This is a genomic window from Oceanobacillus zhaokaii (assembly GCF_003352005.1).
GTDB classification, from domain to species: Bacteria; Bacillota; Bacilli; order Bacillales; family Amphibacillaceae; genus Oceanobacillus; species Oceanobacillus zhaokaii.
Genome location: NZ_CP024848.1, coordinates 883,218 through 899,382 on the forward strand (window position 1 = coordinate 883,218; position 16,165 = coordinate 899,382).

The window sequence follows — 16,165 nt, forward strand, 5'->3', positions numbered from 1 at the left end:
AATAGAACGCAGCTCATTCATTTTTTTAAAAAGGGGAGAGCGCCGGATTCCAAGATCTATTGAAGTTGAATGGGTCAGTTTAAGACGCTTCTGGTTCCACAATGGAAACAGTGTAACCAAGACTTTCCAGTCTTCGTAATGAATGCCGAACAATAGATTGTTGTTTTTGTTTATCGAAGTAATCTTCTCCTAAATCTACATACATTTCTTTACGGGTCAAAAGATAATAGGAGATTCTCAATATCGCATGAGCTACTACAATCCCTGCACGTTTTTTACCTTTTCGTGCTGCAGTACGGCGATAAAGTGCACCAAGATAGTTTTTTGATCCCCGGACCGAATGAGCTGCTTCTATTAATGCTGATTTCAAGTATTTGTTTCCATTTTTAGTTTTTGAAGATTTCCTTTTTCCAGCACTTTCGTTATTACCAGGAACTAATCCCGACCATGAGCACATTTGAGATGCGCTAGGAAATTGGCTCTTAATATCTGTTCCAAGTTCTGCATCCATTATAATAACCTCCTATTTCCAGTTTAATCAAAAGATAATATATTAAGTAATGCATTGTTCGTTCAAAGACATATCTTTCCTTGATGTGTTGAAACTTGTTATTAATATTGTAAAAAAGTTAATAATTACCTCTTATAGGGTATCGGTTACTATCTAAATAGAGGAGGAAAGAACTTTTGTTAAATAATAATGATATTACTATGTTTAAAATAGATTTAAATAAATTGGTAGCTGAATATAAAAGATGTAATATCTCTATGATTAAAGAAATAATTAAACAAGAGATTGATATCCTACTAGATGTAATTAATAAGCAAAACAATCCTAAGAGAAATTTAAACAAATAGCTCATACTTTTAATTTTTGTAAGCCTCTTCAATTCTGTTCAACTCGAACTTCTCAACGAAAAAATGCATAATGTCAATCTTACGGGAGGATGGTGTGCACGGGGAAGGGCAAATGGGTACGTGAATGATTACATCGAAAGAGGGATATTTTCTAAAAGAAGCAGAGCTAAATACGATTCAAGGAATCCATATGTTGCGCTTGCTGCAGAGGAAGGCATTATCTTAGGAAGAGATCAGAATAAAAAACAGTTGATACTCCTTCCTGAACAAACGGATGCTGATAACCACAATGTTCTCACTTTCGGTTCCTCCGGAGCTTCTAAGGGACAAGCCAATGTGTTACCAAATCTAGTGAATATCCGAAGCCAAAATATGTTTGGAACGGATCCAAAAGGGGAACTATTTTTATTAACTGCGCCATTGAAACGGGATCAAGGATATGCGGTGTACCAAATTGATTTTATTGACTTTGAGCAAAGTCGATATAACCCATTGGATTATGTGTTTACGGACGTAGATGCGCAGAATCTATCCATGACCATAGCTGCGAACTCTAAAAGAGATGATAAGGAAGATTTCTTCATGGAACGGGCACAAAAAATGCTGTTAGGATTAATCGTTTATTGTAAAAGCACGAATCCGACAACTAACAATGACGTGATTAATATTTATAATGCATATGTCGCGCCAGATGAAGACACGTTTGCTGTATTTGTTGAAGATATTGTAGGAAGAGAGCCCACAGCTTATCAAACATTAAAGGGGCTTAACTACACTACAATCTAGTACGAGAGCGAGCGTACTATCCAGTTTTGATTCCCAGAACTCTATATTCAAGATGAATAAAGTGACTAAAATGACACAAAATAGTGATTTTAACTTCTATGACTTTCAAAAGCGCAAAAATATCTAATATGTGAAAATACCAATGCGTAAAAATGCCTTCCAGGCCATAACAGCAACATTCTTCGACCAACTAATCGATGCACTCTATTCCATCGCAGATAAACAACCCAATCATAGACAAAATTGATTAATCCTATACTAAATAATTTCTTATTTCGTTTAAATCGCTTCTAGCAACAACAACTTAGAGGATGAGAACGAGTTAATGAGCTTCTTACATGATATTGAAGTATGAGCTCCTGACAGTTCATACAATTTGCAAAATGTAGATGCTGAGTTTCGCGTTAGTATGAACAAAGGGATCCAAGGATTCAAAATAAAAAATCAACAAAATAGAAGGGAAAGCGAAGTTAAGTCAAAACCATCCATTACAGGGACAAGAGCTAATTATTAATCAACTCGAACAGATTTCATTATTATGAAATCAAACCTAAAAAATAATGTTGAATGTTACTACGTTAACGGGCTATCTAACATTAGAATTCCCTTCATGTTGTAAACCTGAATTATCCTAACACCACCTTAAATTGTAAGTGCAAAAGCTAATAGACTTGGTTCTTAAAGAATGATTCTCTATTTATAGATTAGTAGCCTTAAGGCTACATGAAGCTGGCAGCGGGATATTACGTTGGCCGGCAATATAAAGAAGATGGGGAATATCTCAGATTTTGTAGTTATATTGTCTAAAAAGCAGAAAATAATCTTCATACAATTTGTGTATTGTTTAGCCGTTCAATTATTGTTAATATAATGAATACATTGGATAGGATCATTCACTGTCAGAAGTAATCCATCTGAATCGGTGTAACTATTGAATGAATTTCGAACTTACATTTCAAAATTGAAAGCGCTTAATTAAAGGTCGTAGGTGGGGAATGTCTTTTGTATTTATCGTTTTTCTTTTATATGAAACGAATATCAATCAATCTACTCAGGAAAATTTTTAATTATCATATCCTATTTGAGGATGGAGGAAGAAATATGAGTAATTTTAAAAAAGAGGATATTATTATTGTAGATAAGAAGGTTGCTAAGCAAACTGTTCTCGTTACTTCGCTTGGTAATGCAATGGAATGGTTTGACTTTGGTCTCTATGCGTATTTAGCTGTTACGATTGGTAAAGTGTTTTTTCCTGAGATTGATCCTTCCCATCAATTGATCTATGCGTTTGCCACTTTTGCCATTGCCTTTATCGCACGTCCAGTCGGCGGTTTTGTTTTTGGGATGTTGGGGGATCGAGTCGGACGAAAGAAAATCCTCTCTCTTACACTAATTATGATGGCAGCTTCTACAGTATTTATCGGCCTTATTCCAAGCTATTCTACTATAGGTATTGCAGCTCCTATTTTGCTACTGATTGCCAGATTAATCCAAGGATTTTCAACTGGAGGCGAATATGCGGGCGCCATGACTTATATAGCTGAATCAACATCGGATAAAAAACGTGGTTTTTTAGCGAGTGGTTTAGAAGTTGGAACACTCGTAGGCTTTGCTGCTAGTGCCGTGTTAGTCACACTTTTGACATACATCCTCGGTCCTGACAAAATGGTTGAATGGGGTTGGCGGCTCCCATTTTTGATTGCTGGACCTTTGGGATTTATTGGTTTTTATTTGCGTTCTCGCTTAGAAGAAACGCCTGCATTCAAGGCTATGGAAGAAGCAAAGGAAGATGACCGGCATCGTGCTTCTCTTAAAGAAATTTTGACACATCATTGGAAGCCTCTTTTAATTTGCATAGGAATTGTATTCTTTTATAACACAGCGCTTTATATGGTTCTCACTTATATGCCATCCTATTTAACTCAAGAACTTGGCTACGGTGAAACAAAGGGATTAGTTTTTTCTCTTCTTGTTATGATTTTAATTATTCCTATTGTATTAGGGATGGGTTATTGGAGCGATCGCATTGGCCGCAACAAGATTGTTAAAGGAGCTTTAATTGGTAACATTTTACTTGGAATACCAGCCTTTATGATGATGAGTTCAAGCAATAGTTTGGTTGTTTTCTCTGGATTGTTTATTCTTGGCAGTATGCTCGCTGCTTTTCAAGGGGCTCTTCCTGCAACATTACCATCCCTATTTTTTACGAAAGTACGTTACGGCTCGCTTGCGATTACGTATAATGTTTCTACCTCTTTATTTGGTGGGACAACCCCACTTGTTATTGCTTGGCTGGTTAGTATGACGAATAATAGCATGATACCCGCTTATTACTTGATAGCTGCTTGTATAATCGGACTTGTAGTAGTTGGCTTTTTTGTTAAAGAAACAGCCGGAAGATCGTTACGGGGGTCTGCACCAACTGTAGAAGATCCAAGCGAAATCGATGAAATATTGAAAAATCCAGATAAGGCTCTTTGGTGGAAAGAAGAAATGCCAGTGGAGGCAGCGGTAGAAGGTAAGTATAATCAAAACGTACCTGCAAACGTAAAGTAAAGAAAGTAAAACACCTTATAAAAGATCTTATTCTCATTTATGAGGTGTTTTACATTTTATTTAAATAAGATGTTTATTACTAATTGGGGTTTCTGTAGCATATGAAGGAAATGAAACCCAATAAATTTGTGTATAAACATTAAGTTAAAAAAGATACTGATGAAGGAGGTTTTGCTAAAATACTAAAAGTTGTATGGAGTTTGAACTTGGCAGCCATCACCGACCTCGTACCGGGCAATAAAAAAAGTCCCCTTCATGTTGGAGGACACTGAAAAAGTCTTCGATAAAGATGGAATCCTCAAATCTTTTTTATGGATTCCACCTTTTTTGCTATATATATGAATCAATTTTATAAATTATTTAATTCATATTTGCCTTACTGTCAAGCAGGTGGTTTCGAAGAACTAGAAACAACAATGTATGATCTTTAGTCCACTCTCTATTATTTAGTCGTTCCAGAAGATAAACTATTGCAAAAAATCAACGAGTTTGATTGACTTCTCAATTGTGCATTACGAACTTAAAGACAAATATTGCCTTGACCATGGTCGAATCAGAAATCACTTAAAAAAATATCCTAACGAGTGGAATTTATTTATTATTCTTAACTATTTGTTTAAAATGATAATTGTAGCTGTTGGCATTCATGTCCTTCAAAACTATGTACAAAAATTGAATAAATACGATTATCTTATTAAAGTTGGACTTCTAATTAGAAATTCCAAAATGATTACATTTGAAAGGAGAGATAGTGAATATGCTGCATGTTAGTGATATTATCGAGCTCCCCCTTTTGAAAACCTCCAAAGTAAAATCAGGTAAAGCTGTTTTAGGTAACAAGTTGGTTGAATGGGTTTCGGTTATTGAAAGCCCTGTTGAAAATTTTGTCAGAGAAAATGAATTTGTACTTAGTACAGGAATTGGCTGTCATGAAGATATTGATATTCTATTAGAATTTGTAATAGATGTATATGATTCGGGGGCATCAGCATTAGCAATTGCTACAGGCCGCTACATATTTGAGATTCCTAAAGAAATCATACAATTTGCGGAAGAAAGAAATTTTATTTTAATAGAAATTCCATGGGAGGTTCGCTTTGCTGATATCATTCATGAAGTGATGAGAGAACTAAATCATATTCAGCAGCATGATTTAAAGCGTTCAAATGGCATTCATCAAGTGTTAATTCAAATGATTTTAGATGGTAAAAACTTAGGACAAATTTCAAATTATGTAGAAAAAGAGCTGGATCTTACCATTTTAATTTTAAACAAGAAAGGAAATCCGGTAGCTGGCAGTGCTAAACAATCAAGGGTCTTTAGTATAAGGAATCAATTCATTAAAAAGCAAAAAAAACGGGAAGCATCCACCCATCCATTGCAATCTAAAATTAGAAAAATATCAGATGAAGAATCGAACTTGTACCACCTCTCCATTCAAACGAATGGAGTACATGAAGGGGAAATTTGTGTTCTTTCTGATATAAACTATCAGTTGAATCAGCAAGAGATTCATATTATAGAACATGCTATGATGGCTTGTGCATTATGGTTTACTCGAAATAGTGTCGTTACGAAAGCTGAGATGCGCTTGCAAAATGATTTTCTATTAAGGATGATTAAGGGTGAGAATCTGTCCGAGGAATATAAAATGACGAAAGCGGAGCAGTTTCAATGCAATTTGAATATCCCCTATGAATGTATTATTGGGTATCCAGAGAATTTAGAATCATTGATGGAAAAAGATTTTAAAAGGAACCCCACAAATGATAATGGGCTGGAAAAAATGATTAGTTACATAAAAGAAGAATTGATATTTGCAGCTGAAGCTGTTAAACATCAAATGTTATTTGCTTATGAAGGCGATTTCATCATCATTTTTTTAGAAGTAACGAAAGAATCTACTACTGATTCAGTTAATCATTTTTTAGATTTGATTGAACGAAGGTTACATCATTTATTTCCTAGTTTGACTTTTTCATGGGGAATCGGAAAACATCAAGAAGGGATTGGGGATTTTTCCCAAAGTTTCAAAAAAGCGAAAGCGGCATTAGATATGGGAAGGACTCAAATTGGAATTGGAAAACGGGTAAAATTTGATGAAATGCGCATGAATCGGTTATTACTCAATTTGGCGATAAATGAGGAAGTACAAGAAATAATAGCCGCCCCGATCTTACCATTAGTTGAATATGACGAGAAACGGGATATGGATTTAATTAATACGTTCAAAGGGTACAACAGAAATAGTGGAAATGTAAGTCAAACTGCACGTGAACTTAATCTTCACCGTCAATCACTTTTATATCGGTTAAGAAAAATTGAATCATTAACAGGACTATCACTCGTTAATCCAGATGATCTTTTCCTGTTGGATTTTAGTATTCGAGTTTGGTCAACAGGTGTCATTAAGAGAGAACAAATCGATACAAATCTCTCAAATATAAATGGATTGTAACAATATAAAAGGGAGTTTGGCACAGTTGCTGTGCCAAACTCCCTTTTATAAATATTTTCCAAGTAAAAACTCTGTTAAAAAAGAAAAAGGTCTACTGTATAATTCAAATTGTATGAAAACAATTTTTGAAAATTCATACACATTATCGAATGTATTATTGAAGTATTCCCCTTATAATAAAGTTAACAAATGGTCATAACTTTGAAAACACAATATTTATACGATAAAGAGAGGGATTACGATGTTGCCATTTAGTATAAAAGAGTATAAAAAACGATTGGATCAAACCAAGAAAAGTATGCTGGAAAAAGGAATTGAAGTTTTAATTGTAACGAACCCAGCTAATATGAATTACCTTTCTGGATATAATAGCTGGTCATTCTATGTTGATCAAATGCTAATCGTTATTGTCGATGAGGATCAGCCAATATGGATAGGCAGAAAAATGGATGCGAATGCTGCAAAAGCTACTACATGGCTTTATCATGAAAATATTATCCCTTACCCAGAAGACCATGTCCATTCGAAAACAAAGCATCCTAGTGAATTTGCTGCTCAAATTTTAACACAAATTGGCCAATCAAACCGGCGAATTGGACTTGAAATGGATTCTTATTATTTTTCAGTACAATCTTACGAATGCTTAAAAAGAAATCTTCCAAATGCGAAATTCTCTGATGCTAGTTTACTAGTCAACTATGTTCGTATTATTAAATCCGATCAGGAGATTGAATTCATGAAGAGAGCAGCAAAAATTGTAGAAATCGGCATGCAAACTGCTGTGAATTCGATCCAAGAAGGCGTTAGAGAGTGTGATGTAGTTGCCGATATTTATCGAGACTTAATCCGTGGGACGAATGATTTTGGGGGTGATTACCCTGCGATCGTACCAATGCTGCCTGCTGGGGAAAATACATCTACCCCACATATCACATGGACTGATAAGAAATATACAAATAATCAAATGGTTATTATTGAAATAGCTGGATGCCACCAGCGCTACCATGCACCACTAGCACGTACCGTTTCACTTGGAAAGCCAAGTCAAGAAGCAATGGATGTATCCAAAATTGTAGTTGAGGGATTAAACGCCGCCCTTGAACTAGTCAAACCAGGTACTACTTGTGAAGAGCTTGAACTCGCCTGGTCAAAAGTTATTTCACAGCATGGAATTGTCAAAGAATCAAGAATTGGTTATTCAATGGGATTAAATTATCCACCTGATTGGGGCGAGCATACAGCGAGCATTCGTAGAGGGGATCTCACAGTTTTAGAGCCGAATATGACGTTCCACTTAATACCAGGACTATGGTTTGATCATTATGGGATTGAAATAAGTGAATCTTTCAGAGTGACAGAAACTGGCTGTGAAGTGCTCACAAATTTTCCAAGAGAGTTGATTGTAAATGAAAATTATAATCTTCAAGTTTAAAAGAGCTACAGTTATGTAGGAGATTGTAGACAAGGAGGTAATTTAATAGATGATCGTAACCAATGACCTTAATAGAGAGGCAATGGCATTCGAACACCAGCTTGTAAGCTGGAGGAGACATCTTCATCAATACCCCGAATTAAGTTTTCAAGAATATCAAACGGCACATTTTGTTGCTGAAACATTGAAGGGGATAGAAGTTGTTTCCATTCAAACAAATATTGCCAACACAGGAATCGTAGCATCCATTTCTACTGGAGAAGGAAAAACAGTGGCGATTCGTGCTGACATGGATGCCTTGCCAATAACGGAAAAAAATGAACATGGCTTTCAATCAAAAATTCCAGGTGTTATGCACGCTTGCGGTCATGACGCCCATACAGCGATTTTGCTTGGTACAGCGAAAATTCTTGCAAAAAAAGCAAAAGAAGGATTATTTCAAGGAACGGTAAAACTAATTTTCCAGCCTGCAGAAGAAGCGACTGATCATGAAGGTTTATCAGGGGCACCACGAATGATGCAGGAGGGGATATTGGAAAATGTAGAGTCCATTATTGCTCTTCATATGTGTCCATGGGAGCCTGTAGGAACAATACAAATGAATGATGGCTATAGTATGGCGAATGTCGATGTTTTCCATGGGATAATAAGAGCGACAGGCGGGCATGGGGGATATCCGCATTTGGGAACGGATCCCATTTGGATGCTAGGATCCTTCTTGCAAGCATTTTATGGGATTATCTCTAGGAAAATATCTGCACTAGATACAGCCGTTGCGAGCATTGGTCAAATCCAGACGGGAACTGCCAGCAATATCATTCCTGAAGAAATATCTATAACAGGTACATTAAGGACCAATTCACCTGAAGTCAGAGATCAGCTGGCGAACGAGGTGGAGCAAGCATTTAAAGTGGTTGAGCCATTCGGAGGATCTTATACATTCGAAGTTGAACGCGGGGAGCCAGCTTTAAATAATAATCCAAAAGTAAATGAAATGATAAAAAATGCTGCAACAGAATTATACCCAGCGATAAAAATCGTACAAAAACCATTTGGACTTGGCGGAGAAGATTTCGGATATATGACAAAACAGATTCCAGGAGCCATGTTCTTTCTCGGATGTGCACTGCAGGATGGGATTTCACGTGACTTGCATACGAATATTTTTGATATTGATGAGCGCTGTCTTCCAATGGGCGTATCCATTCTTACAGAATCTGCTCTTAAATTACTAAAGCATCATTAATAATACTTTTATAATTTCTCAGGAAGGTGTGAGGTTTATGAAAACTGAAGTACTTAGCATGAAAATGTTCCTTGCGGGTGAATGGATCAGTAAAGAGGAATCGATTGCAGTATTAAACCCCCAAGACGATTCATTTATTACAAGTGTTCCTGCAGCATCAGCAGAAGATATGCTAATTGCCATTGAACAAGCGAAAGAAGGGGCTCAAATTGCTGCTTCGATGCCAGTTCACCAAAGGATCAGCATCTTAAACAAGGCTGCCAATTATATAAATGAAAATAGCGAAAAATATGCTGAAACGATTGCACTGGAAGGTAGTAAAACCATTCTTCAAGCAAGAGCCGAAGTGAAACGCTGTATCCAAACATTGCAAATATCAGCTGAAGAAGCAAGACGTATACATGGAGAAACAATTCCTTTCGATCAAGGAGAAGGCAGTGAGGATCGCCTTGGATATTATTATCGTTTTCCAATTGGAATCATTGCCGCCATTACACCTTTTAATGACCCACTCAACTTAGTTGCACATAAAGTCGGTCCTGCCATAGCCTCAGGAAATGCCATTATCGTTAAGCCGGCAACTGTTACGCCTCTTAGTGCTCTTCTTTTAGCGGAAGCATTTGAAGCTGCAGGTTTGCCTCCTAAAGTGATCTCCGTTATAACAGGGCATGGAGGGGAAATAGGCGATATACTAATTACTCATCCAGCCATTCGAATGGTTTCCTTTACAGGCGGACTCGAAACTGGAGAAAAAATTGCACATAAAGCAGGTTTGAAAAAGATTAGCATGGAGCTTGGATCCAATTCTCCTGTCATCATTTTGAAGGATGCCGATCTCCCAGGGGCTGTTGAAGCAACCGTTTCAGGAGCGTTCTATGCAGTGGGGCAAAACTGTCTAGGAGTCCAGCGTGTTTATATTGAACAGGATATTTACGATGAATTCTGCTCAGAGTTCATTGTTCGAGTAAGGCAATATCGAGTTGGCGATAAGATGCTAGAAACAACAGACATGGGTCCAATGATTAGTGAAAAGGAAGCGATGAGGGTAGAAAAATGGGTGAATGAAGCCGTTGATAAAGGTGCAACTCTCCTAATTGGAGGCAAGCGTGAAGGCGCATTTTATTCTCCGACCGTCTTAACAGATGTACCAGCAGATTGCACAATCGCGCAGCAGGAGATATTTGGCCCAGTTGTATTACTGTACCCCGTTGATGATTTTTCTTCTGCGATTGAAAAATCAAACGACGTAGACTATGGACTGCAGGCTGGAATTTTTACGAGAGATATTGAAAAAGCATTTGAAGCAATCGAAAAAATGAATGTTGGTGGAATTATGATTAATGACAGTAGTGATTATCGGATTGACGGTATGCCATTTGGCGGTGTCAAGGGATCTGGACTGGGAAGAGAAGGTGTGAAGTATGCCATCCAGGAGATGACAGAGCCAAAGGTCGTTAGTTTTAAGCTGAATTATAAAAAATCAATGTAATCTGAATGCAGGGAAACCTTTTACTAGGCTTCAAAACAGCCACAAAACAGGCAATCTAATAGCTTAATAGATGAAAAAATAAAAAATACAATTAATAAAATTATACCTGGAGGGGAAATTAATATGTTATTAAAAGTAACTGAAAGCGGACAAAAAAAATACGAAGAATTGGCTGAACTTGATAAAAAGCATTTCTTTCATCCATCCACTTCATTCAGACAACAACAGGCAGAAGGACCAGGATTTATTTTTACAGAAGGAAATGGAATCTATTTAAAAGATATAAGAGGAAGAGAAGTCATTGATAGTTTATCTTCTTTGTGGAATGTAAATATCGGCCATGGAAGAGAAGAGCTTGCCATTGCAGCTATGGAGCAAATGAAAAAACTAGCTTACAGCTCAACATTCGCAACTAACAGCCATGAACCAGTTATTCGATTAGCAGCAAAAATTGCTGAAATGGCACCTGGAGATTTGAACTATACTTTCTTCACATGTGGAGGTTCAGAATCAAATGACACTGCATTTAAAACAGCACGTTACTACTGGAAGATGAAAGGGTATGAAAATAAAACAAAAATCATTTCTCGCGGCAAATCTTATCATGGTGTATCCATTGGTGCTTCACCTGCCACAGGATTGTTCCCATTCAGAGATTTCCCAGGATTATCTCAAGATCACCTATATGTAGATTCTTCCATTGAGGCACTGAAGGAAATGATTGAGCGTGAAGGTGCAGAAACCATTGCAGCCATCATTTCTGAACCGGTTCAAGGTTCTGGCGGCGTTAACTTACCACCTTCACAAAACTTCTTTAAAGAAGTTCGTGAGATCTGTGATCAAAATGATATCTTGTTCATTGCTGATGAGGTTATCAATGGTTTCTACAGAACTGGTAAAAACTTTGGAATCGACAACTTTGATGTTGTACCTGATATGATGGCAATTGCGAAAGGTATTACTAGCGGTTATGCTCCGCTTGGAGGGGTAGTATTCACCGATAGACTTAAAGAAGAGTTAACGGAACTGACAGAGGGTAACTTCTACCACGGATATACGTACAGCGGTCATAATACTGCCTGCGCAGTGGCTCTTAAAAACTTAGAACTTATTGAACAGGAAAAATTAAATGAAAATGTAAACCAAATGGGTGCAGAATTGCTAAAAGGATTCAAATATTTAGAGCAAGCTCATGATGAAATTGGAAATATCCGTCAAATTGGTTTGCTTGGTGCCGTTGAAATTTTTAAAGATAGAGAAACAAAAACAACATTCGAAGAATCGGTTGCACCTAAGGTAGTAGAGGAAGCCCTTAAACATGATATGATCGGCCGAGCAATTGTTTATGAAGGTCAGGATACAATTGCATTTGCACCACCATTCTGTATCACAAAAGATGAAGTAGAAAAAATGATTTCGATTATTGATACTTCCTTAACAGCAGTTAAAAAAAGACTATAATAGAAAGATAATTTAATGTCTTATATGGGAATCTATCATCAATAGACTGAATTATGAAAATATTTCCATTAACCATCTAAGGCAAGGAAGATACTCTGAAGGTCGTCCAAGTGCATTTGCGAGGAGTCACCCTGTTAAACGGTACGGAAAAATCAGCTTTAGTTTACCGACGGGATTTTCAATTAGATCCTTTTCCAATACCGATAACATCGCATGATGTAAAGGCAGGGTGATTTATAAAAAAGGTGGGTAGCATTGTGGTAAATACGATTGAAAAACAAGATGTACGAATTGAGAAAGACTTTTTAGGATCAAAAGAAGTTCCTAAGCATTGTTATTACGGGATACAAACACTACGTGCCGTTGAAAACTTCCCAATAACAGGATATAAGGCTCATGAAGAACTTATTAAGGCTTTAGCCATTGTTAAAAAAGCTGCGGCTCTTGCTAATATGGATGTAAAGCATCTATATGAAGAATTGGGAAATGTAATTGTCCAAGCTGCAGATGAGATTATTGAAGGAAAAAGAAATGATGAATTCCTTGTTGATCCTATTCAAGGTGGAGCCGGTACATCAATGAACATGAATATAAATGAAATGATTGCTAACCGTGCTCTTGAGCTGATTGGGCATGAAAAAGGGTCATATATGTATCTAAGTCCAAACAGTCATGTAAATATGTCACAATCAACAAATGATGTATTCCCAACTGCTATTCATATAGCAACTCTCAATTTATTAGAGAAACTATTAAAAACTATGAATCATATGCAAGATGTGTTTCAGGAAAAATCCCAAAAATTTGACCATATTATAAAAATGGGACGGACACATTTACAAGATGCTGTTCCAATCAGACTTGGTCAAGAGTTTGAAGCATATAGTCGTGTTTTGGAGCGTGACATGAAACGCATTAAGCAATCACGTGAACATTTATATAAGGTAAATATGGGAGCAACAGCTGTAGGAACAGGATTAAATGCAGATCCTCGTTATATTGAAAAGGTTGTGAGTTACCTAGCACATATAAGTCAACTTCCATTACAAAGTGCTGATCACCTTGTTGATGCTACCCAAAATACTGATGTTTATACTGAAGTTTCTGCTAGCTTAAAAGTTTGTATGATTAATATGTCTAAGATTGCTAATGATATCCGATTAATGGCTTCTGGTCCCCGTGCAGGATTAGCTGAACTTATATTACCAGCTCGTCAACCTGGCTCATCTATTATGCCTGGAAAGGTCAACCCGGTAATGCCTGAAATGATTAATCAAGTAGCTTTTCAAGTAATCGGTAACGATCATACAATTTGTCTAGCTTCAGAAGCAGGTCAGCTTGAACTAAATGTTATGGAGCCTGTTCTCGTATTTAATTTGCTCCAGTCAATCAGCATTATGAATAATGCATTCCATGCTTTTACAGAACATTGCTTAAGAGACATTGAAGCAAATGAGGAACGTTTAAAGGAGTACGTAGAAAAAAGTGTAGGGATTATTACAGCCGTAAATCCACATATCGGATATGAAGTAGCAGCACGTATTGCTAGAGAGGCTGTCTTAAATGGAAAACCAGTGCGGGAGCTATGTTTGCGATATGATGTATTAACTGAGGAGGAACTTGAATTAATTTTAAATCCATATGAGATGACAAAACCCGGAATTTCGGGGGCGGCTCTATTAGATACGGATTGAATAAACGATTTGGGCAAGGTTTTAAGCTATAGATGGAGTTGGTGTGTATGGTAACACAAGTACTACAAAAAATGCAGACAATTGTTCGTTATCAGAATCATACCGGTAAAATATATTACGGAATTGTTGAGGATGATAAAATTTTACAATTGTCCAGTGATTTTTCTGGAATTGTAAACAATGAATTAAAATTTGATGGTGTAAGACTTAAATATAGTGATGTGAAAATTTTGGTGCCTGTATCACCCTCAAAAGTAATTAATTTCGGCTGGACATATGCTGAACATGCAAAGGAGACTGGGGGAAAGGCGAATCTCAAGGAACCATTTCTGTTTTTAAAGCCGTTATCTTCCTTGATTCCAAATGAGGGGGAGATCATTCTTCCTTCCAATGAATTAACCAAACAGGTGGAAATGGAGGGGGAAGTGGCACTCGTTATTGGAAAACGCGGAAAAAATATAAATGAAGAAGATGCAATGGATTATGTACTTGGCTATACCATTTTTAATGATGTAACTGCAAGAGATCTTACAAAAACTGATCCTCAGTTCACACGCGGCAAAGGTTTTGACACTTTTGGTCCATTGGGCCCGTGGATTGTAAAAGGTATAGATCCAACAAATTTACAAATCGTTACAACTTTAAATGGAAAAATTGTTCAGAAAGGCAATACTAATCAGATGTCACTCTCCATTCCTTTCCTTATCAGTTGGATTTCACAAGTTATGACTTTGGAACCGGGTGATGTTTTGGCTACTGGTTCGCCTTCTGGTAGTTGTCCAATGAAGTCAGGCGACGTCGTATCTGTGGAAGTAGAGAATATTGGTAAGCTATCTAATTATATAATCTAGTATTATCATTTTTTACTTACATGCGCAAGACGAAGGCTTGGCTGCGTCTCACTTAATTGTAAAAAAATTGAATGGAAGAAGGAGCCTTTAATATGATTATTGGAGTACCAAAGGAAATTAAAAATAATGAAAATCGTGTTGCTATTACCCCAAGTGGTGTTGCCACATTTGTGCAGCAAGGTCATGAAGTAATCATCGAAACTGGTGCAGGTTTTGGAAGTGGATTTACTGATGATGAGTATAAGGAATTTGGAGCTAAGGTAGAAAGTACAGCTAAAAAGGTATGGAATCAAGCAGATTTACTTTTAAAGGTTAAAGAACCAATAAAATCTGAATACCAATATTTTCGTGAGGACTTGATTTTATTTACGTATTTACATTTAGCTGCGGAACCTGATTTAACCAAGGCATTAATTGATTCGAAAATTAAAGCGATTGCCTACGAAACAGTCGAAGATAAACAAGGTAAGCTGCCTTTACTCACCCCAATGAGTGAAATTGCAGGACGTATGGCTACGCAAATTGGTGCTCAGTTTTTAGAAAAGATGAAAGGTGGAAAAGGCATTATACTAGCTGGTGTTCCGGGTGTACCTAAAGGTAAAGTAACCATAATTGGCGGTGGTGTTGTTGGAACTAATGCAGCTAAAATTGCCGTAGGACTCGGAGCTGATGTGACAATACTAGATTTGAATGCGAATCGATTAAGAGAGCTAGACGATTTATTTGGAAATAGTGTCCAAACATTAATGTCTAACCCAGTAAATATTGAGGAATCAGTTATTCAATCAGATTTAGTTATTGGATCAGTTTTAATTCCTGGTAGGAAGGCACCAAAACTTGTTACCGAGGACATGGTTAGGAAAATGAAGGCTGGTTCTGTTATCGTTGATGTTGCGATTGACCAAGGAGGAAACTTTGAAACTGTCAATCATGTTACCACACATGATGATCCGGTCTACATTGCACATGGTGTATTACATTATGCTGTCGCCAATATTCCAGGGTCTGTTCCTCGTACGGCAACAACAGCATTAACAAATGTAACAGTGCCTTATGCATTACAAATCGCCAATCGTGGGGTTGATCAAGCTTTAGAGCAGATTCCGGGTCTCAAAAAGGGATTGAGTGTCGATCAAGGAAACATCATCGACCCATTATTAGCTAAAGACTTACAGCTAGTCTAATCATAAAGAATTATATATGCCATATAGGGGTAACATCAGGAAAATGCGGATTTACAACGTTAAGGAAATTTCAAAATTAAAAAGCCTAACTTTCTCGATTAAATTCAAAGAAATTAGGCTTTTTTTATTGCTCCATTAAAGTGCCCTTTA

General features: G+C 36.9%; 13 protein-coding genes and 1 pseudogene. 13 read left to right on the forward strand and 1 reads right to left on the reverse strand.

Annotated elements, in window-relative coordinates; translation table 11 throughout:
• Positions 1 to 79: 79 nt before the first annotated feature.
• Positions 80 to 511, reverse strand: coding sequence for a transposase (locus CUC15_RS04420; protein WP_242985946.1), 432 nt, complete (start codon positions 509 to 511; stop codon positions 80 to 82).
• 176 nt (positions 512 to 687) lie between these two features.
• Between CUC15_RS04420 and CUC15_RS20015 the strand changes: the two genes are divergently transcribed.
• From CUC15_RS20015 to ald, 13 genes and pseudogenes are all read left to right on the forward strand, one after another.
• A complete protein-coding gene (locus tag CUC15_RS20015; RefSeq protein ID WP_162800264.1) occupies positions 688 to 858 on the forward strand; it encodes a hypothetical protein in 171 nt (56 codons plus the stop codon).
• Between the two features lie 120 nt (positions 859 to 978).
• Entirely contained in the window at positions 979 to 1,644 is a 666-nt protein-coding gene (locus tag CUC15_RS04425; RefSeq protein ID WP_162800265.1) for a type IV secretory system conjugative DNA transfer family protein, read from the forward strand.
• A 52-nt stretch (positions 1,645 to 1,696) separates the two neighbouring features.
• The gene (locus CUC15_RS20795; RefSeq protein ID WP_423241373.1) at positions 1,697 to 1,771 is read left to right on the forward strand and encodes a hypothetical protein; all 75 of its coding nucleotides are present in this window, start codon (positions 1,697 to 1,699) and stop codon (positions 1,769 to 1,771) included.
• Positions 1,772 to 1,976: 205 nt separating this feature from the next.
• Positions 1,977 to 2,174: pseudogene (locus tag CUC15_RS20380) on the forward strand (FMN-binding negative transcriptional regulator); the annotation flags it as partial.
• Between the two features lie 571 nt (positions 2,175 to 2,745).
• Positions 2,746 to 4,200 (forward strand): MFS transporter, encoded by a 1,455-nt coding sequence (locus CUC15_RS04435; protein ID WP_114915544.1) that lies wholly within the window; start codon positions 2,746 to 2,748, stop codon positions 4,198 to 4,200.
• A gap of 757 nt (positions 4,201 to 4,957) precedes the next feature.
• Positions 4,958 to 6,658, forward strand: coding sequence for a PucR family transcriptional regulator (locus tag CUC15_RS04445; protein WP_114915546.1), 1,701 nt, complete (start codon positions 4,958 to 4,960; stop codon positions 6,656 to 6,658).
• Positions 6,659 to 6,899: 241 nt separating this feature from the next.
• Complete coding sequence (locus CUC15_RS04450) at positions 6,900 to 8,090, forward strand: M24 family metallopeptidase (protein ID WP_114915547.1); 1,191 nt, start codon at positions 6,900 to 6,902, stop codon at positions 8,088 to 8,090.
• Between the two features lie 49 nt (positions 8,091 to 8,139).
• The gene (locus CUC15_RS04455; RefSeq protein ID WP_114915548.1) at positions 8,140 to 9,336 is read left to right on the forward strand and encodes a M20 metallopeptidase family protein; all 1,197 of its coding nucleotides are present in this window, start codon (positions 8,140 to 8,142) and stop codon (positions 9,334 to 9,336) included.
• A 37-nt stretch (positions 9,337 to 9,373) separates the two neighbouring features.
• The gene (locus tag CUC15_RS04460) at positions 9,374 to 10,825 is read left to right on the forward strand and encodes an aldehyde dehydrogenase family protein (protein WP_114915549.1); all 1,452 of its coding nucleotides are present in this window, start codon (positions 9,374 to 9,376) and stop codon (positions 10,823 to 10,825) included.
• A gap of 123 nt (positions 10,826 to 10,948) precedes the next feature.
• The gene (locus CUC15_RS04465) at positions 10,949 to 12,286 is read left to right on the forward strand and encodes an aminotransferase family protein (protein ID WP_114915550.1); all 1,338 of its coding nucleotides are present in this window, start codon (positions 10,949 to 10,951) and stop codon (positions 12,284 to 12,286) included.
• 269 nt (positions 12,287 to 12,555) lie between these two features.
• Positions 12,556 to 13,980 carry an aspartate ammonia-lyase gene (gene aspA / locus CUC15_RS04470; RefSeq protein ID WP_423241374.1) on the forward strand — a complete coding sequence of 475 codons (1,425 nt, stop codon included), beginning with the start codon at positions 12,556 to 12,558 and terminating at the stop codon, positions 13,978 to 13,980.
• A gap of 47 nt (positions 13,981 to 14,027) precedes the next feature.
• Positions 14,028 to 14,831 carry a fumarylacetoacetate hydrolase family protein gene (locus CUC15_RS04475; protein WP_114915552.1) on the forward strand — a complete coding sequence of 268 codons (804 nt, stop codon included), beginning with the start codon at positions 14,028 to 14,030 and terminating at the stop codon, positions 14,829 to 14,831.
• Positions 14,832 to 14,923: 92 nt separating this feature from the next.
• Positions 14,924 to 16,015 carry an alanine dehydrogenase gene (gene ald, locus CUC15_RS04480; RefSeq protein ID WP_114915553.1) on the forward strand — a complete coding sequence of 364 codons (1,092 nt, stop codon included), beginning with the start codon at positions 14,924 to 14,926 and terminating at the stop codon, positions 16,013 to 16,015.
• The last annotated feature ends 150 nt before the right edge of the window (positions 16,016 to 16,165 follow it).